Annotated in this window: 29 protein-coding genes and 1 tRNA gene; 15 read left to right on the forward strand and 15 right to left on the reverse strand. The window is 65.1% G+C overall.

Going from position 1 to position 23556, the window contains the following annotated elements; all coding sequences use genetic code 11:
* Nucleotides 1-66 precede the first annotated feature (66 nt).
* From ACK4SV_RS10200 to ACK4SV_RS10210, 3 genes are all read right to left on the reverse strand, one after another.
* Nucleotides 67-468: a DUF1499 domain-containing protein gene (locus tag ACK4SV_RS10200; protein WP_409917721.1), complete on the reverse strand. Its 402-nt coding sequence runs from the start codon at nt 466-468 to the stop codon at nt 67-69.
* Nucleotides 469-471: 3 nt separating this feature from the next.
* Nucleotides 472-1788: a tetratricopeptide repeat protein gene (locus tag ACK4SV_RS10205; protein WP_409917722.1), complete on the reverse strand. Its 1317-nt coding sequence runs from the start codon at nt 1786-1788 to the stop codon at nt 472-474.
* Nucleotides 1789-2020: 232 nt separating this feature from the next.
* Nucleotides 2021-2443: a phasin gene (locus ACK4SV_RS10210; RefSeq protein WP_409917723.1), complete on the reverse strand. Its 423-nt coding sequence runs from the start codon at nt 2441-2443 to the stop codon at nt 2021-2023.
* Between the two features lie 279 nt (nt 2444-2722).
* On the opposite strand from ACK4SV_RS10210, the gene ACK4SV_RS10215 reads away from it, so the two are divergent.
* Together ACK4SV_RS10215 and ACK4SV_RS10220 are read left to right on the forward strand one after the other, a co-directional pair.
* Nucleotides 2723-4009, forward strand: a complete 1287-nt coding sequence (locus ACK4SV_RS10215) for a D-alanyl-D-alanine carboxypeptidase family protein (protein ID WP_409917724.1) — start codon at nt 2723-2725, stop codon at nt 4007-4009.
* 93 nt (nt 4010-4102) lie between these two features.
* Entirely contained in the window at nt 4103-5068 is a 966-nt protein-coding gene (locus tag ACK4SV_RS10220) for an SIS domain-containing protein (protein ID WP_409917725.1), read from the forward strand.
* A gap of 7 nt (nt 5069-5075) precedes the next feature.
* On the opposite strand, the gene ACK4SV_RS10225 is transcribed toward ACK4SV_RS10220, so the two are convergent.
* Nucleotides 5076-5855 (reverse strand): SIMPL domain-containing protein, encoded by a 780-nt coding sequence (locus tag ACK4SV_RS10225; RefSeq protein WP_409917726.1) that lies wholly within the window; start codon nt 5853-5855, stop codon nt 5076-5078.
* Between the two features lie 99 nt (nt 5856-5954).
* On the opposite strand from ACK4SV_RS10225, the gene ACK4SV_RS10230 reads away from it, so the two are divergent.
* Nucleotides 5955-6031: transfer RNA gene (locus tag ACK4SV_RS10230), tRNA-Ile, on the forward strand.
* Between the two features lie 117 nt (nt 6032-6148).
* Nucleotides 6149-8041, forward strand: a complete 1893-nt coding sequence (locus tag ACK4SV_RS10235) for a polysaccharide biosynthesis protein (RefSeq protein ID WP_409917727.1) — start codon at nt 6149-6151, stop codon at nt 8039-8041.
* 16 nt (nt 8042-8057) lie between these two features.
* Here the strand turns inward: ACK4SV_RS10235 and ACK4SV_RS10240 are convergent, their stop codons facing one another.
* Genes ACK4SV_RS10240 through ACK4SV_RS10255 form a run of 4 tightly spaced genes read right to left on the reverse strand, consistent with a single transcriptional unit; the run spans nt 8058 to nt 10445 of the window.
* On the reverse strand, nt 8058-8780 hold the full coding sequence (locus ACK4SV_RS10240; protein ID WP_409917728.1) for a DUF1428 domain-containing protein: 723 nt from the start codon (nt 8778-8780) through the stop codon (nt 8058-8060).
* Nucleotides 8781-8806: 26 nt separating this feature from the next.
* Nucleotides 8807-9295, reverse strand: a complete 489-nt coding sequence (locus ACK4SV_RS10245; RefSeq protein ID WP_409917729.1) for a VOC family protein — start codon at nt 9293-9295, stop codon at nt 8807-8809.
* Nucleotides 9292-9774: a VOC family protein gene (locus ACK4SV_RS10250; RefSeq protein ID WP_409917730.1), complete on the reverse strand. Its 483-nt coding sequence runs from the start codon at nt 9772-9774 to the stop codon at nt 9292-9294. The genes ACK4SV_RS10245 and ACK4SV_RS10250 overlap by 4 nt, the downstream gene beginning before the upstream one ends.
* Nucleotides 9775-9794: 20 nt before the next feature.
* Entirely contained in the window at nt 9795-10445 is a 651-nt protein-coding gene (locus ACK4SV_RS10255; protein ID WP_409917731.1) for a glutathione S-transferase family protein, read from the reverse strand.
* Between the two features lie 122 nt (nt 10446-10567).
* Here ACK4SV_RS10255 and ACK4SV_RS10260 point away from each other — a divergent pair, with 122 nt between their 5' ends.
* Nucleotides 10568-11014, forward strand: coding sequence for a MarR family winged helix-turn-helix transcriptional regulator (locus ACK4SV_RS10260; RefSeq protein WP_409917732.1), 447 nt, complete (start codon nt 10568-10570; stop codon nt 11012-11014).
* A gap of 236 nt (nt 11015-11250) precedes the next feature.
* Here the strand turns inward: ACK4SV_RS10260 and ACK4SV_RS10265 are convergent, their stop codons facing one another.
* On the reverse strand, nt 11251-11415 hold the full coding sequence (locus ACK4SV_RS10265) for a hypothetical protein (protein ID WP_409917733.1): 165 nt from the start codon (nt 11413-11415) through the stop codon (nt 11251-11253).
* A gap of 115 nt (nt 11416-11530) precedes the next feature.
* On the opposite strand from ACK4SV_RS10265, the gene ACK4SV_RS10270 reads away from it, so the two are divergent.
* On the forward strand, nt 11531-12469 hold the full coding sequence (locus ACK4SV_RS10270) for a hydrogen peroxide-inducible genes activator (RefSeq protein WP_409917734.1): 939 nt from the start codon (nt 11531-11533) through the stop codon (nt 12467-12469).
* 9 nt (nt 12470-12478) lie between these two features.
* Here the strand turns inward: ACK4SV_RS10270 and ACK4SV_RS10275 are convergent, their stop codons facing one another.
* The gene (locus tag ACK4SV_RS10275; RefSeq protein WP_409917735.1) at nt 12479-13135 is read right to left on the reverse strand and encodes a DUF2490 domain-containing protein; all 657 of its coding nucleotides are present in this window, start codon (nt 13133-13135) and stop codon (nt 12479-12481) included.
* 114 nt (nt 13136-13249) lie between these two features.
* On the reverse strand, nt 13250-13852 hold the full coding sequence (locus ACK4SV_RS10280) for a phosphoribosyl-AMP cyclohydrolase (RefSeq protein WP_409917736.1): 603 nt from the start codon (nt 13850-13852) through the stop codon (nt 13250-13252).
* Between the two features lie 315 nt (nt 13853-14167).
* Between ACK4SV_RS10280 and ACK4SV_RS10285 the strand changes: the two genes are divergently transcribed.
* Both ACK4SV_RS10285 and ACK4SV_RS10290 read left to right on the forward strand, forming a co-directional pair.
* Nucleotides 14168-15145, forward strand: a complete 978-nt coding sequence (locus ACK4SV_RS10285) for a sodium-dependent bicarbonate transport family permease (RefSeq protein ID WP_409917737.1) — start codon at nt 14168-14170, stop codon at nt 15143-15145.
* Between the two features lie 11 nt (nt 15146-15156).
* The gene (locus tag ACK4SV_RS10290) at nt 15157-15462 is read left to right on the forward strand and encodes a DUF190 domain-containing protein (RefSeq protein WP_409917738.1); all 306 of its coding nucleotides are present in this window, start codon (nt 15157-15159) and stop codon (nt 15460-15462) included.
* Here ACK4SV_RS10290 and mmsB read toward each other — a convergent pair.
* Genes mmsB through ACK4SV_RS10305 form a run of 3 tightly spaced genes read right to left on the reverse strand, consistent with a single transcriptional unit; the run spans nt 15459 to nt 18630 of the window.
* The gene (mmsB, locus tag ACK4SV_RS10295; RefSeq protein ID WP_409917739.1) at nt 15459-16349 is read right to left on the reverse strand and encodes a 3-hydroxyisobutyrate dehydrogenase; all 891 of its coding nucleotides are present in this window, start codon (nt 16347-16349) and stop codon (nt 15459-15461) included. The two genes, ACK4SV_RS10290 and mmsB, sit on opposite strands and share 4 nt — an antisense overlap.
* Nucleotide 16350: 1 nt before the next feature.
* Nucleotides 16351-17127 carry an enoyl-CoA hydratase gene (locus ACK4SV_RS10300; protein WP_409917740.1) on the reverse strand — a complete coding sequence of 259 codons (777 nt, stop codon included), beginning with the start codon at nt 17125-17127 and terminating at the stop codon, nt 16351-16353.
* A 6-nt stretch (nt 17128-17133) separates the two neighbouring features.
* A complete protein-coding gene (locus ACK4SV_RS10305) occupies nt 17134-18630 on the reverse strand; it encodes a CoA-acylating methylmalonate-semialdehyde dehydrogenase (RefSeq protein ID WP_409917741.1) in 1497 nt (498 codons plus the stop codon).
* A gap of 317 nt (nt 18631-18947) precedes the next feature.
* Between ACK4SV_RS10305 and ACK4SV_RS10310 the strand changes: the two genes are divergently transcribed.
* From ACK4SV_RS10310 to obgE, 5 genes are all read left to right on the forward strand, one after another.
* Nucleotides 18948-19565: a 50S ribosomal protein L21 gene (locus ACK4SV_RS10310; RefSeq protein WP_409917742.1), complete on the forward strand. Its 618-nt coding sequence runs from the start codon at nt 18948-18950 to the stop codon at nt 19563-19565.
* A gap of 39 nt (nt 19566-19604) precedes the next feature.
* Entirely contained in the window at nt 19605-19874 is a 270-nt protein-coding gene (gene rpmA / locus ACK4SV_RS10315) for a 50S ribosomal protein L27 (RefSeq protein ID WP_409917743.1), read from the forward strand.
* Nucleotides 19875-20026: 152 nt separating this feature from the next.
* Nucleotides 20027-20590, forward strand: a complete 564-nt coding sequence (locus ACK4SV_RS10320) for a GNAT family N-acetyltransferase (RefSeq protein WP_409917744.1) — start codon at nt 20027-20029, stop codon at nt 20588-20590.
* Nucleotides 20583-21119 (forward strand): GNAT family N-acetyltransferase, encoded by a 537-nt coding sequence (locus ACK4SV_RS10325; RefSeq protein ID WP_409917745.1) that lies wholly within the window; start codon nt 20583-20585, stop codon nt 21117-21119. The genes ACK4SV_RS10320 and ACK4SV_RS10325 overlap by 8 nt, the downstream gene beginning before the upstream one ends.
* A gap of 98 nt (nt 21120-21217) precedes the next feature.
* Nucleotides 21218-22279: a GTPase ObgE gene (gene obgE, locus ACK4SV_RS10330; protein ID WP_409917746.1), complete on the forward strand. Its 1062-nt coding sequence runs from the start codon at nt 21218-21220 to the stop codon at nt 22277-22279.
* A 4-nt stretch (nt 22280-22283) separates the two neighbouring features.
* Here the strand turns inward: obgE and ACK4SV_RS10335 are convergent, their stop codons facing one another.
* Nucleotides 22284-22898 carry a glutathione S-transferase family protein gene (locus ACK4SV_RS10335; protein WP_409917747.1) on the reverse strand — a complete coding sequence of 205 codons (615 nt, stop codon included), beginning with the start codon at nt 22896-22898 and terminating at the stop codon, nt 22284-22286.
* Nucleotides 22899-23097: 199 nt separating this feature from the next.
* On the opposite strand from ACK4SV_RS10335, the gene ACK4SV_RS10340 reads away from it, so the two are divergent.
* The gene (locus ACK4SV_RS10340; RefSeq protein ID WP_409917748.1) at nt 23098-23304 is read left to right on the forward strand and encodes a hypothetical protein; all 207 of its coding nucleotides are present in this window, start codon (nt 23098-23100) and stop codon (nt 23302-23304) included.
* Between the two features lie 85 nt (nt 23305-23389).
* Nucleotides 23390-23533, forward strand: a complete 144-nt coding sequence (locus ACK4SV_RS10345) for a hypothetical protein (protein ID WP_409917749.1) — start codon at nt 23390-23392, stop codon at nt 23531-23533.
* Nucleotides 23534-23556 lie beyond the last annotated feature (23 nt).

Raw genomic sequence — 23556 nt, forward strand, 5'->3', positions numbered from 1 at the left:
TGAAGATATACGTTCCTGACCGAGATTGAAGGTGCAATTGCTGTCCAATTCCAGACTTGCCCGGATTCATGGCACTGAGAGCGCCTCACAAAGCGCTTTCAGCCGTTTGAGATTGGTGCCCAGATCAGAATAGCCGACCCGGGAGCGGGAATAGGCGACAAGGGTTGACTGGCCCGGCTGGCCATCGGCTGGCAGGACCTGCAAATCGACATCATCCTTGAAGCGCATCAGCGGCGTGACCGCAACAAAGCGCGCCTTCAGCGCAGCAGGGTCCGAAGCAGCGAGCTTCCAGTCCCTGCGCGCGTCGATCATGGCGAGCAGGCGTTTGAAGGTCTCTTCCGGCGGACGGGGGAAAACCGGTGCGGCGGCGTCGACCTCTGCGCTGGTGGGATAGCCGGGCGGGGCGACGAGCGCGGTGTTGGGCGAGGCAGGGCGGGCGATCGCCCCGAATTCGAGAAATCCGGCCATGGGTCAGGTCTCCTGTGCGGCCCGTTCGGCGAAGGCCCGGTTGATGCGGCTGGCCGGGCGCAGCGCGAGGCGCTCTGCCGCCAGCGCGGTGGCCACGCCGTCGATACGTCCGCGAATGGCCGCCTCGGTGAGGGTCCAGTCTATGACATCGCGCTGGGCATGGCTGCCTCCGAACCGGCCGTAAATCTGGCGTGCCGGGAACAGGCGTTCAACCGCCTCGCTGTATTGGCCCCGGTCGAAGGCGACGAGGCCTTCGATGATCGGGCGGCCGGTGGCCTCCATCCAGTCGCGCATCTCTCCGGGGGCGGCGCCTTCGGCAGCGTCGAGCAGGTCGAGCGCATCATTGCGCCGGCCCGCCCCGATGAAGGCCATGGCAGCGTGCATGTCGTTGAAGGGATAGCAGCGCCCGTCGGCATGCTGGGTCCAGGCCTCAGCCAGTTCGTCCCAGCGCTCGCCGACATCCTCGCCCAGCACATGCAGCCGCCACAGCAGCGCCGAGGCATCGGCCAGGTTTACCGCGACGCCGCTCTCCTCGGCGCGCACCTCATCATCATAAAGCTGCAGCGCGGCGCCGAGTTCGCCGAGTTCGAGATGGCAGAGCGCCAGGTGCCACCAATTGTGCACTTTCAGGAAATTCTCCTCCTGCGCCCAGAATTCGCGGCGGCGGCGGATGAAATCACGGCCCTCGGCGGCGCGGCCCTGCATCTCCATCACATGCACGACGGCATGGTGCGCCCAGCAATCCTCGGGATCTTCGGCGATGGCTTCCCGGCCCGCTGCCTCGGCGCGGGCATAGTCCCCGGATTCCTCGAGGCCAAAGGCGAGCATACCGAGCAGGAAGGACCGGCCCGGCACCTCTTCCCAGGCGGGCAGCGCGCGGGCGATGCGGTCGCGCAGGTTGCGGGCATTGGCGGTGAGGAAATCCACCTGATGGCCGGCGAGCAGGGCAAGATAGTCCAGCGGATGGGCCGCCGACCACAGGTCCAGCGTTCGGGCCGCCTCGGTCCAGTTGCCGGTCGCGGCTTCGGCGAGGGCCTTGCGGTGGGCCGCCTCGCGCGGATGGGCGGCGGGGCCTGCCTTGTCGAGATCGCGCAGGATGCGCCGTCCCCCGGCGGTGGCGCCGGGCTCGGTCGACATCACATAGAGCCAGGCCTTGGCGATGTGGGCCATGGCGAAGCCCGGCGAGTCGGCAATCGCTTCATCAAGCGGAGCCACCGGATCACCGCAGAAGCGTGCAAACCGCCGGCAGGACAGGTCGAACAGCTCGGCGGCGGCGGCGCTGGCGCCGGGTAACGGATTGCCCTGACTGTCGCGGATCATGTCTCTCCCCGGAACTGGCCCCTGTATCTGGCCCCTGAATCTTGTCCGATGACAGGGAGGATAATCCGGTTCGCGGCGAAGGCGAAGGGCACCTGCCCCCTCGCGCAGGGGAAGGGGACGGCCCGAATGCGAAAGCGTATGAAAAAGGCCGGACCAAACGGCCCGGCCTTCATACTCTACATCAAGGTCACTCTACGCCCGGCCCCGCCGCAGCGTCGCCGAACCGGAAAGATCACTTCATCATCAGGTGGGCGCCGAACGGCTTCACCGCTTCGCGCCAGGCGCCGAGGCACAGCTCGGTCTGCGCGGTCATTTCAGCGGTGTAGGCCGAGAACATCGACTTGGCGAAGCCGGACTGGATCTCGAGGATTTCGCGCGGGTCGCGGGCGGAAGCGAGCGCCTGGGTCAGCTCAACGCCCTGTTCCATGGCCTGGGTCATGAAGTTCATGTTGCGGGTGCCGATTTCGCGCATAACTTCGGTCGAGGTGACGGCGCTGTCCTTCATGGCCTTCACGCTGTCTTCCGCGAAGCCGGAGAATTTCGTGGCGAAGCCAGCGAGCTGGTCCATGCCGGCTTCGATCTGCTTCGTGGCAGCTTCCGGGGTGTGGGCTTCAGCTTTGGCGCGCGGGGCGGTCTTGGTTGCGGTCTTGGCCATGGTCGGGATCCTTCTACGCAAATCTCGGGGGAAACTTGTCTGGGGCAGACTTCTGCCAGCAGTTTACGCTACGGGAACCTACCACAAGGCCTTCGCGAATGCAATAAAAATTGTGCGGCGCAACATTAATCAATTTGCATGATCGTTGCATGAGTACCTCGCTGACGAAAAGATCGTGCGCTCAGGCTGCGTTAATCTGTGGTCAAGAATGATGGCCGAATCTAGGTTCACCGACGGGTCCTGGGGTGGCGACGAAATCGGCATTGGAGGATATCGCCCATGGCAGCAGAATTCTGGTCTGGAGGATTGTACCGGTCTGCCCTGGCGGCGACCGTCGCGGTCTCCGCCCTGGCCATCGCTCCGGCGGCCCATGCCGAGAAATATGCCGCCATCGTGGTCGACGCCGCGACCGGCGAGGTCCTCCACGCCCGGAATGAAGACGATCCGCGATACCCTGCCTCGCTGACCAAGGTCATGACCCTCTACCTGCTGTTCGAGGCCATCGATTCGGGCGAAGTGACCCTGACCGACCGGATGACGGTATCGCGCGCTGCAGCCAGCCAACCGCCTTCGAACCTGCGCCTGCGCGCGGGCGACCGGATGCGGGTCGAGGACGCGATCTATGCACTGGTCACCAAGTCCGCGAATGATGTGGCGGTCGTGGTGGCGGAATACCTCGCCGGTTCGGAACGCGCGTTTGCCGAGCGCATGACCGCGCGGGCCCGCGAGCTTGGCCTTGAGAGCACGACCTTCCGCAACGCCTCGGGCCTGCCGGATGCTGCGCAGGTTTCCACCGCGCGCGACCTGGCGATGCTCGCCGATGCGGTGATGAACCACTTCCCCCACTACTATCATTATTTCCAGAACCAGCAGTTCAGCTGGGGCGGCACAACCTATCGCAATCACAATGAGTTGATCCGCACCGTGGACGGCGTGGACGGTATCAAGACCGGCTATACCCGCGCGTCCGGCTTCAACCTGATGACTTCGGCTGTGCGCGACGACCGCCGGGTGATCGCGATCATGCTGGGCGGGGCAACAGCCCGCTCGCGCAACACCCATGTGACCGAACTGGTCGAGACCGCATTCCTCGCGCTCGGCCAGACGCCCGGCACGATCGACCCCGGCAACCGGCCTGTGGTGTTTGCAGCAGTGCGCACGCCGTCCAACCCGAACGGCGCGGCTGAGCCGATGCTGAACGGGCGGCGCCTGAGCGATATCCTTGCCGAGCAGACCGCCAAGGCCGCCGCCGAAGCTGGACCGGAATTTGCGCGCGAATTGCCTGAATATATGCCCGAATACATGGAAGGGGACGGGACAGATCAGGCCGCCCCGACAGAGATCGCCGCCTTTGGCCCCGTCGATTATGATGTGGCGAGCGAGTTCCTGGCCGCGCCATCAGATTATATTGCAGCCCCTGTCGCGGCCCAGCCAGAGGCGCCGGAACCCTCCGGTTTCCTGTTTGATGGCTCCGCAGTGGCAGACTACAATGCCGCCCAGATTGCCCGCGCCACGGCCGGGGCGCGGGTGGCTGACTACACCCGCCGCCAGACCCGGCGCCGCTGAGGCGCAGCGCCAACCGCGCCGGGGGACTTGAAGCGAACCGCCGCATTCTGCACAAGGCAGGCCCATTGTGCCGTCTCAGCGGAGGCTTTGCCTGTGTCCACCCAATCTGATCTCGCCCGCGCGCGGGAGGTGATCCGGATCGAGCGCGCCGCGCTGGAGAAGCTCGAAGCCTCGCTGACGCCTGCCTTCGTCGAAGCGGTCAACCTGATCCTGTCGACCGACCGGCATGTGATCGTCGCCGGCGTCGGCAAATCCGGCCATATCGGCCATAAGATCGCCGCGAGCTTTGCCTCGACCGGCACACCATCCTTCTTCCTGCATCCGACCGAGGCCAGCCATGGCGACCTTGGCATGATCATGCCCGGATCCGTCGTCATCGCGATTTCCTATTCCGGGGAAAGCCGCGAGTTGATCGACCTGCTCCGCTATTGCAAGGCGAGCGACATCCGGGTGATCGGCATGACCCGGGCGAAGGACTCAACGCTCGGGCGTTTCAGCGATGTGGTGCTGGAGCTGCCCGCCGTGGAGGAAGCGTGCCCGAACGGACTGGCGCCGACATCTTCCACGACCATGGCGCTGGCGCTGGGCGATGCGCTGACCATCGTGCTGATGGCGCGCCGGGGGTTTTCGCGCGAGGATTTCGGCTTCCGCCATCCCGGCGGCAAGCTCGGCCGGTCGCTGCAGACCGCCGGGGATTATGTGCACGACCGGCGTGATCCGCTGCCGCTGGTTGCTGCGCACGCCGGGTTTGAAGCTGTGGTGCTGGCCGTGTCCGAGGGGCGCAAGGGCTGCGCCGGAGTGACCGGCGCGGACGGGGAGCTGGTCGGCATGGTGACCGATGGCGACCTGCGCCGTGCCATGCTGGCGGGCAAAACAAACGCGCCGGCGGCTGAAGTGATGACGGCTGGCCCGCGCACCATCGACCCGGCCGAGCGGATGCAGACGGTTATCAAGCGCCTGAGCGAGCACCGGATCTCGAACGCCTTCGTCGTCGATGAGACCGGCCGCCCGATCGGCCTCATCGACATGAAGGACCTGCTCGCAGAAGGTTATGTCTGAGCTGGCCTCAGCGGACGAGCTCGAACAGCACGCTGACATTCGCCGTGATGCCAACTTCGCCGCCGGCAACCGGGGTGGACATGTCCATCGCCTCGGCCATTGCCATGCGGGCCATCGGCATCGGCTGGGGGCTGGCCTCATAGCCTTCACGGATCGTCACGATCCGGCCGACACGCAGGCCGGCTGCCGAGGCATAAAGCTCTGCCTTGGCGATCGCCTCCTTCATGGCGTTCGCGCGGGCTTCGTTGCGCAGCGGTTTGTCGTCATCAATGGCGAAGGAAATGCCGGAAATCGTGTTGCCGCCGGAGGCCACCATCCGGTCGAGCGTCTCGCCCAGATTGGCGAGATCGCGCACGCGGACAGTGACCTGATTGGAGGCGACATAGCCAGCGAGGCGCTGCTCTCCCCGGATGCGGCCATCGCGACCCGGCGTCTCGATATAATCATAGCGCGGCGACAGGCTGAGGCCGGAGGTCTGCATGTCCCGGTCTGCAACACCGCTGGCGCGCAGGGCCTCGAACACGCCGTTCATGGCCGCAGACTGGGCCGCCATCGCCTCGCCGGCCGTCGCCCGCTCCTGTGTAACGCCGGCGGTGATGAACGCGATGTCCGGCGCCCGGTTCACACGCGATTCGGCTGAAAGCTGGATCGTGGTTTCCGGCTGGATGGAGTTCGGATGGCCGGCAACAGGCGCGGCCTGGGGCGTGAAGGCGGAAGCGCCCTGCGCGCAGGCGACAGGCGCCATGGCCAGAACAAGCGCAATTGCAGACAAAGTTGCATGTTTCATGGGCAGGTCCTCAAACAGGTGAAACGACGGTAGGCCTGTCTTCAAACCGGAACAAGGCCGTTGCATGGCAGCAGCGCGGCGCTTAAACGACAGGCCAGAGGGCCTGTAGCTCAGTTGGTTAGAGCGGACCGCTCATAACGGTCTGGTCGCAGGTTCAAGTCCTGCCGGGCCCACCATGTTTACAAAAAATTCCCGCTTCAGGCGATCTTAAACGCTTTGCATTTGAAGCCGGTGGTGGCACTACAGGGGCTGCCGCCCGGGGGTTTAACGGCAACGGTTGAGGAGTGCAGAACGTGACACCCAGAGACGCCGCCCGGCGTGCCATGGCCCTCACACTCACGTTCGACATCGCCATGGCGGGCCTCGCCATGACGGCGGCCCATCTGGACACCTACCTGACCGGCGCCGTGACCGGCACTTTCCCGGTGATCGCCTGGCTCGCGGCGACGGCGGCGTTCATGATGGCCGCTGCCGCCGCCCTGTTCCTCGGCGGAATCCACAGGCAGGTCTGGCGTCATATGGGCGCACCGGATGCGTGGCGGCTGGTTCAGGTCATTGGCCTGGCCGTGCTGTTCTACCTGCCCGTAATGGTTGCGCTGAACGGCTTGCTGGTCGCACCGGTGCCATCCCTGCTGATGGCGGCAGGCTTCTGGACCGCAGCCCTGTTCGGCGGGCGGATGATCGCGCGCTGGCGGTCGACCCAGCGGCCCATGCAGATCTTCCAGCGCCTGCCGAAGCAGAGCCAGCCGATCCTGCTGCTGGGCGACCCCGACAGCTGGATCGACGTGCTGCGCCGCCTTGAGACCCAGAAATCCGGCCGGGCCGTGCGCGTGCTGGGGCTGATCGAGTTGACGGCGCAGGAGCCAGGGCGCGCTGTGCGCGGCGTGCCGATCATGGGCAGCCTGCGCGAGCTGGGCGATGTGATCGATGTTCTGACCGTGCGCTATGGCGAGACACCCTGGGTGGCGCTGACCGGCCCGGCGCGCACCCCGCCCATCATGCTGCAAGTGCTGGAAGTAACCTCCAGCCGGAAGGCCGAGATCATGGCGCTTGGCCATGACGAGACCGCGCAGACGCTGGAGCCAGTACGGCCGGCAGACCTGCTCGCCCGCCCGGAACGCAAGCTGGACAAGACGCCGGTGACGCGGCTCCTGACCGGCAAGCGGGTCGTGGTGACCGGCGGCGGCGGCTCGGTCGGTTCAGAGCTTGCCCGCCAGGTGGCGGCGGAGAACCCGGCTGAACTCGCGATCATCGATTTCTCCGAATACAATCTCTACCAGATCGAGATGGAGCTGACCGGGCGCTATCCGGAGCTGAACATGTCGTTCCATCTGGGCGACATCCGTGATGCAGCGCGGGTCCAGTCGATCTTCAAGGCGGTGCGCCCGGACATCGTGATCCATGCCGCCGCCCTGAAACATGTGCCCCTGATGGAGCGCCACAGCTGCGAGGCGCTGCTGACCAATGTCGGCGGCGCGAAGATTGTCGCCCGCGCAGCCGCAGAGAGCGGCACGGAGCTGTTCGTCTTCATTTCGACCGACAAGGCAGTGGACCCTGACAATGTGATGGGCGCCTCGAAGCGGCTGGCCGAACTGACGCTGATGCAGATCGTGCAGGAATCCGGAATGACCGGCGCCATGGTCCGGTTCGGCAATGTGCTGGGCTCATCAGGATCCGTCGTGCCCCTGTTCGAGAAGCAGATCGCGCAGGGCGGCCCGGTGACAATCACCGACCCCGAGGCGACCCGCTATTTCATGACGATCGAGGAGGCCTCGGCGCTCGTGCTGCAGGCGGCCGCGCTGCAGACGCAAGCTGGCACGGCGGGCCTCTATGTGCTCGACATGGGCGTGCCCATCGCCATCGGACAGCTCGCCGAGACGATGATCCGCCTGAAAGGCAAGGTTCCCGGCCGTGACATCAGCATCGTCACCACCGGGCTGCGTGCCGGCGAGAAGCTGCACGAATGCCTGACCTATCAGCATGAGGCGATCGAGACCACATCGGTCGAGGGCGTATTGCAGGTCGTTCCCGGGCCATACCAGGGCGAACTGTTCCGCAAGTTGCTGCACCAGATGCTTGATGCGGCAAGCCGGCACGATGCCAGCGAGGCGCTGCGCCTGCTGGGTATGCTCGTGCCGGATTTCGGCGCCGAGCGCGCGGAAGTCATCGCCCGCCGCCTCGCCTGAGCCAGCGCGGCGCTGTTTACCTGACATCCACAATCGGGATGAAGCCGCCGAAGATCATGCGGCCCATATCTGCGCCCACCGATTTCAGGCTGTGCTGATCCATGCGGGGATCGCGCATCAGTTTTTCCCAGGCCGCATCGCGCGCGGCTTTGTCCTTCCAGCCGATCCATGAGAGCACGATGGCTTCGTCGGGCTTGCGGAGCACCGCGCCGTGGAAATCATTGATCTTGCCCTCCGGCACATCATCGCCCCAGGCATCCACCACCGTCAGCGCGCCATGCTCAATGAAGAGTTCGGCCATCCTTTTCGACGCTTCGGTAAAGGCCGCGCGCTTGCCCGCCGGCACCGGCATCACCGTGCCGTCGAAATAGCCGGCCTTCACGCCGGGGTCACCCAGCAGCGTCTCGAAGCCGCCATAGATCATCCGTGATCCATCAAACGGCATCTCGCTCATTGCGCCTTCGGGCGGGCCGGCCTCCATCATCGTCTGCCAGCCGGCCATGCGTGTCGCCTTGTCCGGCCAGGTGACCCAGGAGAACAGCGCCGTTTCATCCGCCTTGCGCATCACGGCGGAGTTGATGGAATTGACCTTGCCATCGGGCACATCATCGCCCCAGCCCTCGACCATCGTGAGAGCACCGCGACCGCGGAACATCGGCCATGCTTCTTCAGCATGTCTGCGATAAGCCTCCCGGTTGGCGCTGGGCGCAGCGAGCAGGAAGCCGTCGATATAGGTCATCAGAGCATTCTCCTGGGTGTTTGAAATCAGGCGGACATCGCCGCCGACATTTCTTCCGGCGTGCGCGGTGGCCAGACCGGCGTTGCAATCGACCATCTGTGCCCGAACGGATCTTCGAGGATCCCGTACCGGTCGCCCCAGAACTGGTCGGCCACCGGCATGATGATGCTCGCCCCGGCATTCACGGCCCGTGCGGCGACGGCATCGACATCATCGACCATCAGGTGGATCGTCACCGGCGTGCCGCCGAAATCCTTCGGTGAGCGGGCCGCCTCATGCATCTCGTTTGCCGGGAAAGTGTCGACGAGGAAGACCATGGCGCCGGAGATGCGAACCGCTGCGTGCAGCAGGCGCCCGTCCGGGCCGGGCAGCCGCATCATCTCCTCGGCGCCGAAGGCCTGCTTGTAGAACTCGATCGCGTCGGCGGCGCCATCGCAGGTCAGGTGCGGCGTGACGAGGCCGACGCCCATCTCGGCAGCAATCTCGGCCACAGGCTTGCGGGTGGATATTGTCATGACACGGTTTCTCCGCGGTACGCCGCCTCGATGGCCGCAATGTCGATCTTGCGCATCTGCATCATCGCGTCGCGCACGCGCATGGCCGCCGGTCCATCGCCCGAATTCATGAGCCTCGGCAGCGCCTCCGGCACGATCTGCCAGGAAAGGCCGTAGCGATCCTCCAGCCAGCCGCACATGCTTTCCTGCCCGCCGGCATCGAGCAGCGCGGCCCAGAGCCGGTCCGTCTCTTCCTGGTCTTTCGTCAGCACAGAGATCGAAGCAGCCGGCGTCAGCTTGTAGTGCAGTCCGGCGGTCAGGATCATCATGGGCGCGCCGGCGAGGGTGAACTCCACCACCATCGGGTCAGCGGCATTGCCATGCTCCATGACGCCGTCGATGCGGCTGTCCGGCAGCAGGCTGACATAATACTCCGCTGCCCTGAGGCCGCCGCTCTGGAACCAGAAACAGGTCCGGACTTTCTTTTCAAGGGTGGCCATTGCAATCCTCCGTGGTGTGATCAGCCGGGCATCTGCCCGGAAAATGCGGCAAGCTGGGCCTCATGCGCCCGCCGAAAGGCGGGCCGCGAAAGGCAGCGCGCCAGATAGGCGTCGATCACCGGGAACCGGGCCAGCATCTCGCCGCGCTCCAGGTCGCGCAGCACGGTCGCCATCATCAGGTCGCCGGCCGTGAACCGGCCTGCTTCCAGATACTCGCGCGCCTCCAGCCAGTCCGACAAGCGCGTCATGCGTTGCGACAGGCGCTGGCGCGCAATCTCCAGAAAGCCCGGCGCCCAGTCCGCTTCGCTGTCAAACAGCTCTGTGGTCTGAACATTGGCGACATAAGGCTCTACCGAGTTCAGCGCCGCGAAGATCCAGCTCGACACGCGCGCCTGCGCGGCTGCACCCTCGGGCATCAGGGCCAAAGAACCCGACGCAATGCGCAGCACAATCGCGCCGGATTCGAAAAGGTCAGCCGTATCGTCCCGATAGACCGGGACCTGGGCGAAAGGCTGACGGGAAAGATGCCCGGCCTGCACCTTCTGTTCGTGATCGATAAGGCGCTGCGTGTAGGAAAGCCCGGCCTCTTCCAGCGCCCAGCGCACACGCAGATCCTTGACGAAGCCCTGCGCAAAATCAGGCACCCAGTTATAGGCGGTCACTTCTCTCATCTGGTCATCACCTGCCCGGTACTTGGCAGCATCATCGCGGCGCTGCCGGTGGCCCCTTCCTGGGTGCCTCTTTCCCGCCCTTCTCCTTGACATATACGTTGATGTCAACATATATCTTTGTCATGGATTCTGATTTGCCGCTTTCGACCACGCTGGAAGTCTATAACCGCTGCCTCTGCTTTGCGGCGCACCGTGCGGCGCGCGCCCTTGCCCGCCGGTTTGATGCCGCCCTCGCCCCATTCGGGATCAGCCACGGGCAATATTCGCTGATGATCTCGCTGAACCGGCCGGACCCGCCCAGGCTTGGCGAGGCTGCGGATTTCCTCGGCATGGACCGCACGACACTGACGGCGAACCTCAAACCGCTGGAGCGGATGGGGCTCGTGTCAATTGTTCCGGATAAGGAGGATCGGCGCTCTCGCCGGCTTGTCCTGACGGATGCGGGCCGCGCGGTGCTGAAGGCCGCCGTTCCCGTCTGGCGGGCAACGCATGATGAGGTAGACGGGGCTGTCAGCGGTGACGGAGGGGCTCTTCGCACGCAGCTGCGCCACATCGCGTCCGTCGCCTGAAAGAGAGAGAAGGAAGGGACCGCTGGCCGGGCGGGGTTCGGGGAGGAGGTCCCGGCCAGCGGTCGGATGGCGAAGCGTCGTCAGGGTTTACGGCGCACGGGGCGGGCCGGACGAACCGGCACAGGGACAAGCACGGGGGTGGCTCGTCCTGCCTTGCGCGGGGGTGGCGCCTTCCGGCCCTCCCGTGCGCGCGCTTCGCCAAACAGCATGTCAAAGTCAGCCGGCGAGAGCATGGGTCAGCTCCGCAGCATGTGTGCGGCCCGGAGGGCACGCAGCAGGCGGCGGCGGCGCCAGGCGCGGCGCTGCTCACGGCTGAGGCTGGCGCGGGCAGGCGCCGGAAGCGCAGGGATCGCCGATCCCGTCACCCCGGCCAGCTCGTGGGTCTGAGACTGGATGTTCATGGTGGATCTCCTTTTGCTGCCGGAGGCTGTTTTCCGGCCTGCCACGCAAATGGGTCTTGAAGCCTGATAGCTCCAATCTAAATATTTTTTCGAACCAATAGTCTGGAGCTATGAAATGCGCCCTACCCTCCGGCAGATGCAATACATCGTCGCCATCGCGGATACCGGGAAATTCGGGGACGCCGCCAAGGTGGTGAATGTCAGCCAGCCGAGCCTGTCGGCGCAGGTGGCCGAGATGGAAGCGGCCCTCGGCGTAACGCTGATCGAGCGCTCGCGCCAGGGGGCGATGCTGACGCGGGCGGGCGAGGAATTCGTGCGCCGGGCGCGGATCATCCTGAAGGAAGTTGAGGACCTGAAAGCCGTCGCCAAGTTCGGGCGGCAGGACCTGACCGGCCGCCTGCGGCTCGGCATCCTGCCGACGGTGGGCCCTTACCTCCTGCCCCATGCCGTGCGCGACCTGCACGCGCGCTTCCCCACGCTGCGCCTCAGCGTGCGCGAGGAACGCACCGTCGATCTCGACGAGCATCTGCAGAACGGCGATTTCGACACGATCATCTCGACGCCCGATGACCACCAGAATATCGGCCATCAGCCGCTGTTCACCGAGAGCCTCTATATCTGCGCGGCGCCGGAAGACCCGCTGTCGCAGGAGAAGGGACCCGTTGCCCTGATCGACCTGAAGGGCCGCAGCCTTCTTACTCTCGGGCAGGGGCACAGGCTGAACAGCATCATCCAGCAGATTGCCGATGCCTCCGGCGCGGAGATCAGCTCGGAGTATGAAGGCACGTCGCTCGACGCGATCCGGCTGATGGCGGAAATGGGCGCCGGCGTCGCGATCCTGCCGAGCCTCTATGCGCTGTCGGAGGCGCGCCGCGACCGCAGCCTCTATGCCCGGCCCATCGCGCATGAGCTCGCCCAAAGGTTGGTCTCGCTGATCTGGCGGGATACCTCGCCGCTGGCGGCGAGCCTCAAGACGCTGGCCGAGCCGCTGGCCAAGGCGGCGGCGGGAATCCTGGCGCAGGAAGGCCGCCGGCTTGGCGCCGGTGCCAGCTGAAACGCAACCTCAAAGGCTGAGATCGAGCGCAATGATCGGCGCGTGGCCGACCACATCCGGCCGGCTCGTGAACATGTCCTGCTGGCGCAGGTATCCGGCGCTGAGCGAGAGGCGCTCGTTCACCCGGTAGCCGAAGCCGATCTGCGTGCGCAGGCCGGTGAGGCCTTCATCGCCGGTGGGGCTGGTGGCGCGCAGCGTCAGGAACAGTTCGGCATCGGTCCGGAAACTCCAGCGCCGGTCATTGTCCAGCGGCACGGAGATGCCCGCGCGGGGGCGCAGGCGTAGGCCCATCTGATCGGCATTGTCCACGTTGCGCTGCTCGAGGCGCAGCCGCGCGCGCCAGATGCCATGGCGGGCGGAGAGCTGCTGCATGAAACGGGTTTCATCGCTGCCGCCATCATTGATGCGCCGCTCGACCGCGCCGGAGAGGGTCAGCCAGCGCGCGGCTTCATGGCTCAGCCAGAGGCGATAGAAATAGGTATCGGGGCGGCCGTCCTCCGCGCTGCGCAGGCGCTGGGCGGTTTCAAGCTCGATCCCGGTGCGATCGTTGAGATCACGGCTGACGGACGGATTAAGCCAGAGTTCGAAGCCTTCATCGGCGGCATGGGCGGGAGCAATCCCCGCAAGCAGCCAGGCGGAAGCAAACAGGATAGCCGGTTTGTGCATGGTTCAGGCAGTCAGGAGGTCTGATGAATACGGATCAGCGGAAAACGAAACTGGCCGCCGGCGCGGGCCGCTGAGAGCGGACCCGTCCGGCGGCCAGCCGCGGGGGAGGACCGATTACTGCGTGTAAGGCAGTGAAGAGTGGTGCAGGACGATGCGCAGCGTGCCGTTCTCGTCGCGCAGATAGCCCCAGGTCTTGTCGACGGTGGTGACGCTGCCATCCTTGTTGGTCAGCATGACATTGCCCATGGACATGGCCGTGTTGCCGTCAATGAAGATCGCGGCGTTCTTCACCTCGAAGGCTTCCCAGCCGATCAGCGCAAAGCCGTTGTCATTCGGGAAGTTCGCGTCGCCGCCGACGAAGTAGGCAAGCGCGCCTTCGCGCGTGGTGCGGAAGGTCTGCGGCGCCAGGGTCAGCGTCGGTTTGAACAGCACCGGGCCCATCTGGTAGCCATAGGCGCCGTCCAGCACGTCTCCGGCGAACGCGCGGGCTGCTTCGATGCCCTGCTCGCTATAGGTGCTGGAAATGCTGACGAGCGCATTGCCCCAGGCTTTCTGGGCAGCCTTCACATCAGCTTCCGTGATCGGGGCGCGCACTTCAGCCGGAGCGGCGGCAACGGTCGAGGCAGCGGTGTTCGCGGCGGTCGACGCGCAGGCCGCCGGTGCGGCGGCAAAGGCGACAGCAAAGAGGGCGGCAATGGCCACGTTGGGGCGGGTCATGGTCAGTCTCCTGTTGGGTGATGTCGCGCTAAGTGGGCTGAAATTAGAATAGCTCAAATCAAATAATTGTCTGAGTTTGATAGCTTTACACTATGAAAAAAGACAGAATGAACCCCGAAGGCAACCCACCACATATTCCCTGTTTAACGATACATCCCTGAAATCGTTCATACAGCCATCACCGCCAAGTCGCCGTAATCAATCCATAGCCTGAAACTATCAGTATCATCGCGAAGTTGATCTGGCGCTTGGTTCCGGATAGGCGCATCCGCCCCCGGGGCCCGGCTTGCGGCCTCGCTTCCATGAGGGTCCGTGATGGACATTGCCCTCTCTACGCTTCTCTCCCCGATGGTCCTGTTCTTCGTGCTGGGCCTCGGCGCGGCGCTTCTGAAATCCCAGATGTCGATACCTGAGGCCTTCGCCAAAGGCCTCGCGATCTATCTGATGATGTCCATTGGCCTCAAGGGCGGGGTCGAGATGTCGAAAAGCGAGCTCAGCTGGGACATCGCGTTCGTGATGGCCTCCGGCGTGGCGCTCTCTTTCCTGCTGCCGATGATTGCCTTCAGCCTGCTGCGCTTCACAACGCGGCTGGACCGGACGGATGCAGCCGCCGCTGCGGCGCATTATGGCTCGATCTCGATCGTCACCTTTGTGGCGGCGAGCCAGGCGGTGGCCGCCTCCGGCCTTGTGGCCTCGGGCCACCTCGTCGCTGTCGCGGCGCTGATGGAAGTGCCGGCGATCATTACAGCGCTGCTGCTGGCCGGGCGCGGCGGGAATGGCGCGGGCGCGGGTGGCCCCTCCGAGCGCGGAGAACTGGCGCGCGAAGTGCTGCTCAATGCGTCCGTGGTCGTGCTCATCGGATCGCTGCTGATCGGCTGGATCACCGGCGAGGCGGGCATGGAGCGCATCGCGCCCTTCTTCGTGACGCCGTTCCAGGGCGTGCTTTGCCTGTTCCTGCTGGACATGGGCCTCTCGGCAGGCCGGGGCCTCAGCAATGGCTGGCGCCAGCTGGAACCCGGCACGATCCTGTTCGGCCTCTACATGCCGCTCATTTCGGCAGGCCTCGCCGCGCTCGCCGCCTGGGCCAATGGCATGTCTGCGGGCGATGCCGCGCTGCTGATCACCCTTGCGGCCTCTGCCTCCTATATCGCGGTGCCAGCCGCCATCCGGCTCGCCCTGCCCAAGGCGCGCCCGTCCATCTATCTGACCCTATCGCTGGGGATTACATTCCCCTTCAACCTGATCATCGGCCTGCCGGTCTATATCTGGCTCGGCAAGCTGGTCGCCGGATGAGGAGACGGCTCATGCATCCACGGCTTCGACTGGAACTGATTATCGAGCGCATGGCCCTGCGGCGCGCCTGCACCATCCTCGAAAGCGCCGGGCTGACGGGCTATACCGTGCTGCCCGCCATCGCAGGCTTTGGCGGCGGCAACCGCTGGAACCGGGACACCGACATCTCGGCGGCGGGCAACATGCTGGTCGTCATCTCCATCGGCACGCCGGAACGCATCGAAGCCGCGCTCGAACAGCTGGAACAGCTGCTCGGCCGGCATATCGGCGTGCTGAACGTCTCCGAAGTGAAAGTGCTGCGGCCCGACAGGTTCTAGATCTCGCCCTTCACGCGGCGCATCACGCCAGAGAAGTCGAGCCCGTCATGGCCGGCGTCCGAGAGTGACTGGTAGATCGCCTCTGCCATCTCGCCGAGGCGGATGTCTGCCCCGGCGGCGCGCGCCGCATCGCCGGCAAGGTGGAGATCCTTCAGCATCATAGCGACGGCAAAGCCCGGCCGGTAATCCCGGTTCGACGGCGCGGCGGGCACGGGGCCGGGCGCCGGGCAATAGCTCGTCATGCTCCAGCACTGGCCGGAGGAGACCGAGGAAATGTTGAAGAAGGTCTGTGCGTCCAGCCCCAACTTTTCAGCCAGGTTAAAGGCTTCCGAAGTGGCGATCATCGAGATGCCGAGCAGCATGTTGTTGGCGATCTTGGCGGCCTGTCCGTTGCCGGCCGCGCCGGCATGGAAGATGTTCTTGCCCATGCCTTTCAGGACCGGCTCGGCCTGCGCATAGGCCTCCGCCGTGCCACCGGCCATGAAGGTCAGCGTGCCGGCCTCAGCCGCAGCCGTGCCGCCGGAGACGGGCGCATCGACCATGCGGAAGCCTGAAGCCTCGGCCTTCGCATGAGCCTCGCGCGCATCGGTGACGGCGATCGTCGAGCAATCGATGAACAGCGCGCCGGGGGGCGCATGATCGGACACGCCATCCGGCCCGAAATAGACGCCGAGCACATGCTTGCCCGCCGGCAGCATCGAGACGACCACCTCGGCATTGCGCACGGCCGCCTCGACGGACCCCGCCGCGCGCGCGCCTTTCGAGACCGCTGCAGCCACCGCATCAGCATTCAGATCAAACGCGGCCACGTCATGGCCTGCCTTGACGAGATTGGCGCACATGCCCGCGCCCATATTGCCGAGGCCGATGAAAGCGATGCGGGTCATGTCAGCGGTCCTTGAAATCCGGGGCGCGTTTCTCGCTGAAGGCGGCCATGCCTTCCTTCTGGTCGGCGGTGCCGAACAGGCCCTGGAACAGGCGGCGCTCGAACTTGACACCTTCCGTGGTCGGAAGTTCCAGCGCGCGGGCGACCATTTCCTTGGCCGCCATCAGCGAGGGGATGGAGTAACCGGCGATTTCATTGGCGACCCCGATGGCGGTCTCCAGCAGCGTGTCATGTGCGACGACGCGGGAGACGAGCCCGATCCGGTCAGCTTCCTCTGCGTCGATCATCCGTCCCGTGAGCACGAGGTCCATCGCTTTCGCCTTGCCGACCGCCTTGGTGAGGCGGATGGAGCCGCCCATGCCGGGGGTGACACCGAGCTTGATTTCCGGCTGGCCAAATTTTGCCTTGTCCGAGGCAATGATCAGGTCACACATCATCGCGAGCTCGCAGCCGCCCCCGAGAGCAAAGCCGTTGACCGCAGCGATCACCGGCTTGCGGCAAGCCGCGAACCGGTCCCAGCCGGCGAAGTAATCCTCGACATACATGTCGGAGAAGGATTGGGGCTGCATCTCTTTGATGTCGGCCCCGGCGGCAAAGGCGCGGCCGGCACCGGTCAGCACGCTGGCGGCAATCTCCGGGTTCCGGTCAATCGCGGTGAAACAATCGACCACCTCGCGCATCACTTCGGCGTTCAGTGCATTCAGCGCATCCGGCCGGTTCAGCGTGACAATAGCCACGCGGCCGCGCTGTTCGAACGTAATCGTCTTGTAATCAGTCATCTGAGTTTATCCCATCGTCGGAATGACAAAAGCCTGGTCGCCGATGTCGCCTTCGGGCCAGCGCTGGGTGATTGTCTTGATCTTGGTCCAGAAGCGGATGCCTTCGGGGCCATGCTGGTTGGTGTCACCGAAAGCCGAGCGCTTCCAGCCGCCGAAGGTGTGATAGGCGACCGGCACGGGGATCGGAACATTGACGCCGACCATGCCGACATTGACCTGCGCAGCAAACTCGCGCGCGGCCCGGCCATTGGAGGTGAAGATCGCGCAGCCATTCCCATATTGATGGTTTGAGGGCAGCGCGGCGGCCTCTTCCAGCGTCTCGGCACGGATCACCTGAAGCACCGGCCCGAAGATCTCTTCCTTGTAGGACTGCATCGACGGCTTCACATCATCGAACAGCGTCGGGCCGATGAAATAGCCGCCCTCATTGCCCTGCAGCTTCAGGCCGCGCCCATCGAGCAGCAGCTTTGCGCCTTCATCGACACCCATCCGGATATAGCTCTCGACCTTCGCCTTGTGCGCGGCCGAGACGACCGGGCCATAATGGGCCTCGGCATCGGTGGAGATGCCGACCTTCAGGGCGCGGGCCGCCTCGATCATGCGCTCGACAAATTCGTCGCCCGTCTTCTTGCCGACAGTGACCGCCACGGGCAGCGCCATGCAGCGTTCGCCGGCCGAGCCATAGGCGGCGCCGACAATATCCTTCACCACCTGGTCCATGTTCGCATCCGGCAGGATCACGCCATGGTTCTTTGCCCCGCCCATCGCCTGCACGCGCTTTCCGTGCGCCGTGCCGGTCGAATAGACATAATGAGCAATGTCGGACGATCCGACGAAGCTGACGGCCTTGATGTCGGGATGCGTCAGGATGGCATCGACAGCTTCCTTGTCGCCATTGACGACGTTGAGCACGCCCTTCGGCGCCCCGGCCTCGAGCATCAGCTCGGCAAGGCGCATCGGCACCGACGGGTCCTTCTCCGAGGGCTTCAGGATGAAGGTATTGCCGCAGGCAATCGCCACGGCGGCCATCCAGCAGGGGATCATGGCAGGAAAGTTGAACGGGGTGATGCCGGCGCAGACGCCGAGCGGCTGGCGCATCGAATAGACATCAATCCCCGGTCCGGCGCCTTCAGTATAGTCGCCCTTCAGGAGGTGGGGCACGCCGCAGGCAAACTCCACTACATCCAGGCCGCGCTGGATGTCGCCTTTCGAGTCCGCAATCACCTTGCCATGTTCGGAGGAGAGCAGGTGCGCGAGCTCGTCCATGTTGGCTTCAACCAGGCGTTTGAACTCGAACATCACCCGCGCGCGGCGCTGGGGGTTGGTCGCCGCCCAGGCCGGCAGGGCCGCCAGCGCCGCGTCTACAGCTGCGCCAAGCTCGCCCTTCGTGGCCAGCGCCACCCGGGCCTGAACCTCGCCCGTATTGGGATCGTAGATGTCCCCAAACCGGCCGGAGGAACCGGCCACAACGGCGCCATTGATAAAGTGGTGAACGTCTCGCACGGCGTAGCTCCCTCCAGGTGTCTGGCTGCGGGCAAGGGGGCCCTGCGGCGGCGCGCCGGTGGGGCCCGGTTGCGGTTTTGCCCGCCTGAGTGCAGGATTTCCGGCGCCGAGGGAAGGCGGGAAACCAGAAAATGCCGGGGTCTTGCCCCGTGGGCACCACCGAAAAGGCCCCGCACCGCAAAAGCCGCAAATTGGCCTGAAGATGGGATTTGACAGCCGGGCTGCTTTGGTGTTTACTCCCGGGCTTCGGGCGCGGCGCTCCTAAGGCGCGGCGCCCTCACCCATTTTTACGCTCCATGCCGGAAGGATTTGGCCCCATGTTCGCGGTCATCAAGACAGGTGGCAAACAATACAAGGTCGCCGAAGGCGACACCATCGTGATCGAGAAGCTGGCCGCCGCCGCCGGTGACACGGTAACCTTTGACAGCGTCCTGATGCTGGGCGAAGGCGCAGGGGTGAAGGTCGGCGCGCCGACCGTTGCCGGCGCCAGCGTGACCGGCGAAGTGGCCGCCGAAGTGCGCGGCCCCAAGCTGATCACCCGCAAGAAGCGCCAGCGCCAGACCTATCGCCGCACGATCGGCCACCGACAGGACCTCATGGAAGTGACGATCACCTCCATCAACGCCGATGGCAAAGCCCCGGCGAAGAAGGCTGCTGCCAAGAAGGAAGCTGCCCCGGCTGTTGACGCGGCGCCTGCCGCTGCTGAAGCCCCTGCCGCAGAGGCTGCAGCTGGCGGCGACAACCTCAAGAAGCTGACCGGCATCGGCCCGGCGCTTGAGAAAAAGCTGAACGGCGCAGGCATCACCACCTTCGCCCAGATCGCAGCCCTGACCGAAGCAGACATCGCCAAGCTCGAGGAAGAGCTGGGCCTTGCCGGCCGCTTCGCCAAGGATGGCTGGGTCGAGCAGGCCAAAGAACTCGCAAAGGACGCATAAGGCCCTCGCGGCCCGGCGCTAAAGGATAAGGAGCAGACTATGGCTCACAAGAAATCAGGCGGCTCTTCGCGTAACGGCCGCGATTCGAACCCCAAATATCTCGGCGTGAAGAAGTTCGGCGGCGAAGTGGTCGCTCCGGGCAACATCCTCGTGCGCCAGCGCGGCACCCAGAAGTGGCCGGGCAAGGGCGTCGGCATGGGCAAGGATCACACCCTGTTCGCGCTTAAAGGCGGCCGCGTGGAATTTGCGCGCAAGTCCGGCGGCCGTGTTTACGTCAATATCGTACCGGCAGCAGACGCAGCAGAATAACCGGCTGGAGACGCAATCCGGCCGCTTGGAAGAGTGGCCGGGTCGCTGACACCAGACGACCAGTTTCCGGGGGGAGGCAGGCCACTGCCTCCCCCTTTTTCATTCGCCGCGCCCCGGAAGAACCCGCCCAGAAGGCGGCCAATGAGGCGGACGTGAGCGATTATGAGATACACACAGCAAGGCTCGTCCTGCGCCGCGCAAGCGAGGCAGACCCGCACGCCCTGAACAAGGCGGTGCAGGATCCGCGAATTTTCCGCAATGTCGGAACCATCCCGCCCTTCCAGACTTTAGAGGACACAATCCGCCAGCAGCGCCAGCGCGCCGCCCGCGCGGCCGAGGGCAAGGGTGCGGGCTTCTGCGCCTATCTGGACGGGGAGCTGATGGGCATGGCGGGCGGCGGCGAGAATGAAGCGACAGGCATCATTGATTTCGGCTACTGGATCGCGCCGCATCACTGGGGCCAGGGCTATGCGACCGAGGCGGCCCGCGCTGTCCTGCACTGGTTCGTGGCCGTGCAGGGGCGCCGGCAGTTCACCGCCAGCTATTTCCTCGACAATCCCGCCTCCGGCCGCGTGCTTGAGAAGCTCGGCTTCCGCAAGGTGGGCACCAGCCTGCAGGCTTCCGCAGGGCGCGAGACGGAATCCGGCACGGCTGACATGATCTGGCCGCAGGATGATGCGATACTGACAAGGCTGCTGGAGGCGCCCCATGGCTGAGACCGGAACCCCTGCCCCGGAAATCTCGACCCCGCGCCTCACCCTGCGCCGGGTGACGCCGCAGGACAGCGGGCCGATCACCGAAGCGGTGAATGATCCGCGCGTCTACCGGATGCTGGCGCGCGTGCCCGCCGGCCAGACCAAGGCGCAGACCCTCGCCTGGATCGCCACGCATGATCGCGGCCGGAGCGAAGACATCAATCATGTGTTCGCCGTCGTGAAGGACGGGACCTTTGCCGGGGTGACCGGCGCGCACCGCGCCGCGCCGGACATGCCCTTCGAGATCGGCTACTGGATGGTGCCTGCCTTCTGGGGACAGGGCCTCTGCACCGAAGCGGGTGCGGGCCTGATCGGCTGGCTGGAAAACCGCAAGGGCGCCGCCGCGCTGGTGTCGGGCTATTTTGCCGATAACCCCGCCTCCGGCCGCATCCTGCGCAAGCTCGCCTTCCTGCCCTGTGGGCGCGGGCCGGTCGTGTCTGCCGGGCGCGGCGAAGCCGCTGACCATATTCACATGGTGAGGGTGGGCTGACCGACTGCCCCTTCTCCCTCAGGGGAGAAGGGTTCGCACACATCTCCAACTCCCCTCTACCCCTTCCCCAATTCCGCTTTCTGCGGCATGAGCCCAAAATGAAGTTCCTCGATCAGGCCAAGGTTTATATTCGCTCCGGCGGCGGCGGGGCGGGCTGTGTCTCGTTCCGGCGCGAGAAGTTCATCGAGTATGGCGGCCCGGATGGCGGCGATGGCGGGCGCGGCGGCGATGTCTGGATCGAGGCGGTCGAGGGGCTGAACACGCTGATCGACTTCCGCTACCAGCAGCACTTCAAGGCAAAACGCGGCGGCCATGGCATGGGCAAGCAGCGCACCGGCGCGCGCGGCGAGGATGCTGTTCTGAAAGTCCCCGTCGGCACGCAGGTCTATGAAGAAGACCAGGAAACCCTGATCGCCGACCTCACAGAGGCCGGCCAGCGCGTGCTGCTCGCCGCCGGCGGCAATGGCGGCTGGGGAAACCTGCGGTTCAAGACCTCCGTCAACCAGGCGCCCCGCCGGTCCAATCCGGGCGAAGAAGGCGAGGAGCGCTGGATCTGGCTGCGCCTGAAACTGATCGCCGATGCGGGTCTTGTCGGCCTGCCGAATGCCGGCAAGTCGACCTTCCTGTCGGTTGCGACCGCCGCCAATCCGAAGATTGCCGATTATCCGTTCACGACGCTTCATCCCGGCCTTGGCGTGGTCGATCTTGGCCCTTCGACGCGCTTCGTGCTGGCCGACATCCCCGGCCTGATCGAAGGCGCCGCCGATGGCGCGGGCCTTGGCCACCGCTTCCTCGGCCATGTCGAGCGCTGCAAGGTATTGCTCCACCTGATCGACTGCACTGAGGACGATCCTGCCAAGGCCTACCGCACGATCCGCAAGGAGCTCAAAGCCTATGATCCGGAACTCGCCGAGCGCCCGGAAATCGTCGCGCTCAACAAGATCGACGCGCTGACGCCGGAGCTCGTGAAGGAACAGGTCAAGGCGCTGAAGAAAGCCTACAAGGGCAAGCCCCTGCTGATTTCCGGCGTCTCCGGCGAAGGCGTCAGGGACGCGCTGAAGGAAATCGCGCGCCAGCTCGGCATGGAGGCGGAGGCCTTCTCCGCCCCCGCCGAACCGGTCGAAGATCAGGATACGGACAAGCCGTGGAGCCCGGTCTGAATTTCTAGGCTCCAGCGCTATGCCGCGCGCTGACGCGCTGGTGCCAGGCGTTCAGATTTGCTGCGCTTTCCGGCACTTTCAGCCCGATCCAGTCGGCAAAGTCGATCGTCGTCAGCGCGCAGATATCGGCTATCGTGAAGCGCTCGCCCGCAAGGAACGCCCGCCCGGCGAGTTCCCCGTCCAGCCAGTGCAGCGCGCGCTCATAGCGGCCCCGGTTAGACTCTCCGAACTCCTTATACTGAGGAACAACGACGCGCGCGGTGAACGGATGCGCATGGGCCCAGAAATTGCCTGCCGGCGCCATCAGCTGGAATTCCACCCGGCGCACCCACATGTCCACACGGGCTGCCTCCAGCCCCGGCGCGCCGAACAGGTTCGACTCCGGATAAACACTTTCGAGATACCGGCAGATGGACACCGTCTCACTGAGGCAGGTGCCGTCATCAAGCTCCAGAACGGGAGTCTGGCCGAGCGAGTTGCGCGCAAGGTAGGCGGGCGTCTTGTGCTCGCCTTTGACAAGCGCGACATCCTCCATCGGAATGGAAACGCCTTTCTCGGCAAGGAATATCCGCACGCGGCGCGGGTTGGGCGCTGGCATTGGCGTGTTGTAGAGTTTCATGCTGGTCTCCGGACATGTGCTGTGCCTGAATGCGCCATTGCAGGCAGGAAGGTCAACGCCCCATCTTCCGGGTTTATCCCTGTACGGATTTTTCGTGGCAGGGTCGCCGGAACCCTCTGGCCCCTCTGCGCGTTATGTCCCTGAGAAGGCAAACACTCCTGTCCCTGCCAGCGCTGATACCAGCGAAGGGAGACGCTTCATGCAAAGTGACAATCCACTCACCTCCACCCGGCAAACCGAACCTCAACCCGCAAAAGACCCTGACGCCACCACGCCCGGCGACGGCGAACGCGTGGCGCCCGTAGAGGCTCGCTCCGCGCGCAGGGCCGGCTTGTGGAAGATGCTGTTCGTCTCGCTCGCCCTCGCGATTGGCGGTATCGCGCTCGTCGGCGCCCTGAGCGGCTGACGCCGTCCTTTCCCTAGCGTTCGGCAACGCAGGGAGTCCGTGATAGAGTGTGCAGCATGGTTGAACTCAACAATGGGAGGACACCATGCTGCCCAGGGAAGGCGAAGAAACGGCCTTGACCGAGCGGATTTCCGGCGCGAGCCGGGTCGGCCTGTGGAAGATGCTGGTCGCATCGCTGTTCATCGTGGTCATCGGCTTTGCCGTGATCGCGGGCGTCTCGGCCGCCTGAGGCGCGCCTTGAACGGGCGCGCC

The organism is Hyphomonas sp. (genome assembly GCF_046313735.1).
In the GTDB taxonomy this organism is placed as follows: Bacteria; Pseudomonadota; Alphaproteobacteria; order Caulobacterales; family Hyphomonadaceae; genus Hyphomonas.

What these genes read in the sequence shown, in the direction of transcription:
- ACK4SV_RS10290 (WP_409917738.1), top strand. Translation starts at nt 15,157, where the DNA reads ATGCATCCACGGCTTCGACTGGAACTGATTATCGAGCGCATGGCCCTG.
- ACK4SV_RS10200 (WP_409917721.1), bottom strand. Translation starts at nt 468, where the DNA reads ATGGCCGGATTTCTCGAATTCGGGGCGATCGCCCGCCCTGCCTCGCCC.
- ACK4SV_RS10300 (WP_409917740.1), bottom strand. Translation starts at nt 17,127, where the DNA reads ATGACTGATTACAAGACGATTACGTTCGAACAGCGCGGCCGCGTGGCT.
- ACK4SV_RS10260 (WP_409917732.1), top strand. Translation starts at nt 10,568, where the DNA reads ATGGATTCTGATTTGCCGCTTTCGACCACGCTGGAAGTCTATAACCGC.
- ACK4SV_RS10215 (WP_409917724.1), top strand. Translation starts at nt 2,723, where the DNA reads ATGGCAGCAGAATTCTGGTCTGGAGGATTGTACCGGTCTGCCCTGGCG.
- ACK4SV_RS10210 (WP_409917723.1), bottom strand. Translation starts at nt 2,443, where the DNA reads ATGGCCAAGACCGCAACCAAGACCGCCCCGCGCGCCAAAGCTGAAGCC.
- ACK4SV_RS10240 (WP_409917728.1), bottom strand. Translation starts at nt 8,780, where the DNA reads ATGACCTATATCGACGGCTTCCTGCTCGCTGCGCCCAGCGCCAACCGG.
- obgE (WP_409917746.1), top strand. Translation starts at nt 21,218, where the DNA reads ATGAAGTTCCTCGATCAGGCCAAGGTTTATATTCGCTCCGGCGGCGGC.
- ACK4SV_RS10335 (WP_409917747.1), bottom strand. Translation starts at nt 22,898, where the DNA reads ATGAAACTCTACAACACGCCAATGCCAGCGCCCAACCCGCGCCGCGTG.
- ACK4SV_RS10255 (WP_409917731.1), bottom strand. Translation starts at nt 10,445, where the DNA reads ATGAGAGAAGTGACCGCCTATAACTGGGTGCCTGATTTTGCGCAGGGC.
- ACK4SV_RS10265 (WP_409917733.1), bottom strand. Translation starts at nt 11,415, where the DNA reads ATGAACATCCAGTCTCAGACCCACGAGCTGGCCGGGGTGACGGGATCG.
- rpmA (WP_409917743.1), top strand. Translation starts at nt 19,605, where the DNA reads ATGGCTCACAAGAAATCAGGCGGCTCTTCGCGTAACGGCCGCGATTCG.
- ACK4SV_RS10225 (WP_409917726.1), bottom strand. Translation starts at nt 5,855, where the DNA reads ATGAAACATGCAACTTTGTCTGCAATTGCGCTTGTTCTGGCCATGGCG.
- ACK4SV_RS10340 (WP_409917748.1), top strand. Translation starts at nt 23,098, where the DNA reads ATGCAAAGTGACAATCCACTCACCTCCACCCGGCAAACCGAACCTCAA.
- ACK4SV_RS10270 (WP_409917734.1), top strand. Translation starts at nt 11,531, where the DNA reads ATGCGCCCTACCCTCCGGCAGATGCAATACATCGTCGCCATCGCGGAT.
- ACK4SV_RS10245 (WP_409917729.1), bottom strand. Translation starts at nt 9,295, where the DNA reads ATGACAATATCCACCCGCAAGCCTGTGGCCGAGATTGCTGCCGAGATG.
- ACK4SV_RS10280 (WP_409917736.1), bottom strand. Translation starts at nt 13,852, where the DNA reads ATGACCCGCCCCAACGTGGCCATTGCCGCCCTCTTTGCTGTCGCCTTT.
- ACK4SV_RS10345 (WP_409917749.1), top strand. Translation starts at nt 23,390, where the DNA reads ATGCTGCCCAGGGAAGGCGAAGAAACGGCCTTGACCGAGCGGATTTCC.
- ACK4SV_RS10275 (WP_409917735.1), bottom strand. Translation starts at nt 13,135, where the DNA reads ATGCACAAACCGGCTATCCTGTTTGCTTCCGCCTGGCTGCTTGCGGGG.
- ACK4SV_RS10310 (WP_409917742.1), top strand. Translation starts at nt 18,948, where the DNA reads ATGTTCGCGGTCATCAAGACAGGTGGCAAACAATACAAGGTCGCCGAA.
- mmsB (WP_409917739.1), bottom strand. Translation starts at nt 16,349, where the DNA reads ATGACCCGCATCGCTTTCATCGGCCTCGGCAATATGGGCGCGGGCATG.
- ACK4SV_RS10285 (WP_409917737.1), top strand. Translation starts at nt 14,168, where the DNA reads ATGGACATTGCCCTCTCTACGCTTCTCTCCCCGATGGTCCTGTTCTTC.
- ACK4SV_RS10205 (WP_409917722.1), bottom strand. Translation starts at nt 1,788, where the DNA reads ATGATCCGCGACAGTCAGGGCAATCCGTTACCCGGCGCCAGCGCCGCC.
- ACK4SV_RS10325 (WP_409917745.1), top strand. Translation starts at nt 20,583, where the DNA reads ATGGCTGAGACCGGAACCCCTGCCCCGGAAATCTCGACCCCGCGCCTC.
- ACK4SV_RS10250 (WP_409917730.1), bottom strand. Translation starts at nt 9,774, where the DNA reads ATGGCCACCCTTGAAAAGAAAGTCCGGACCTGTTTCTGGTTCCAGAGC.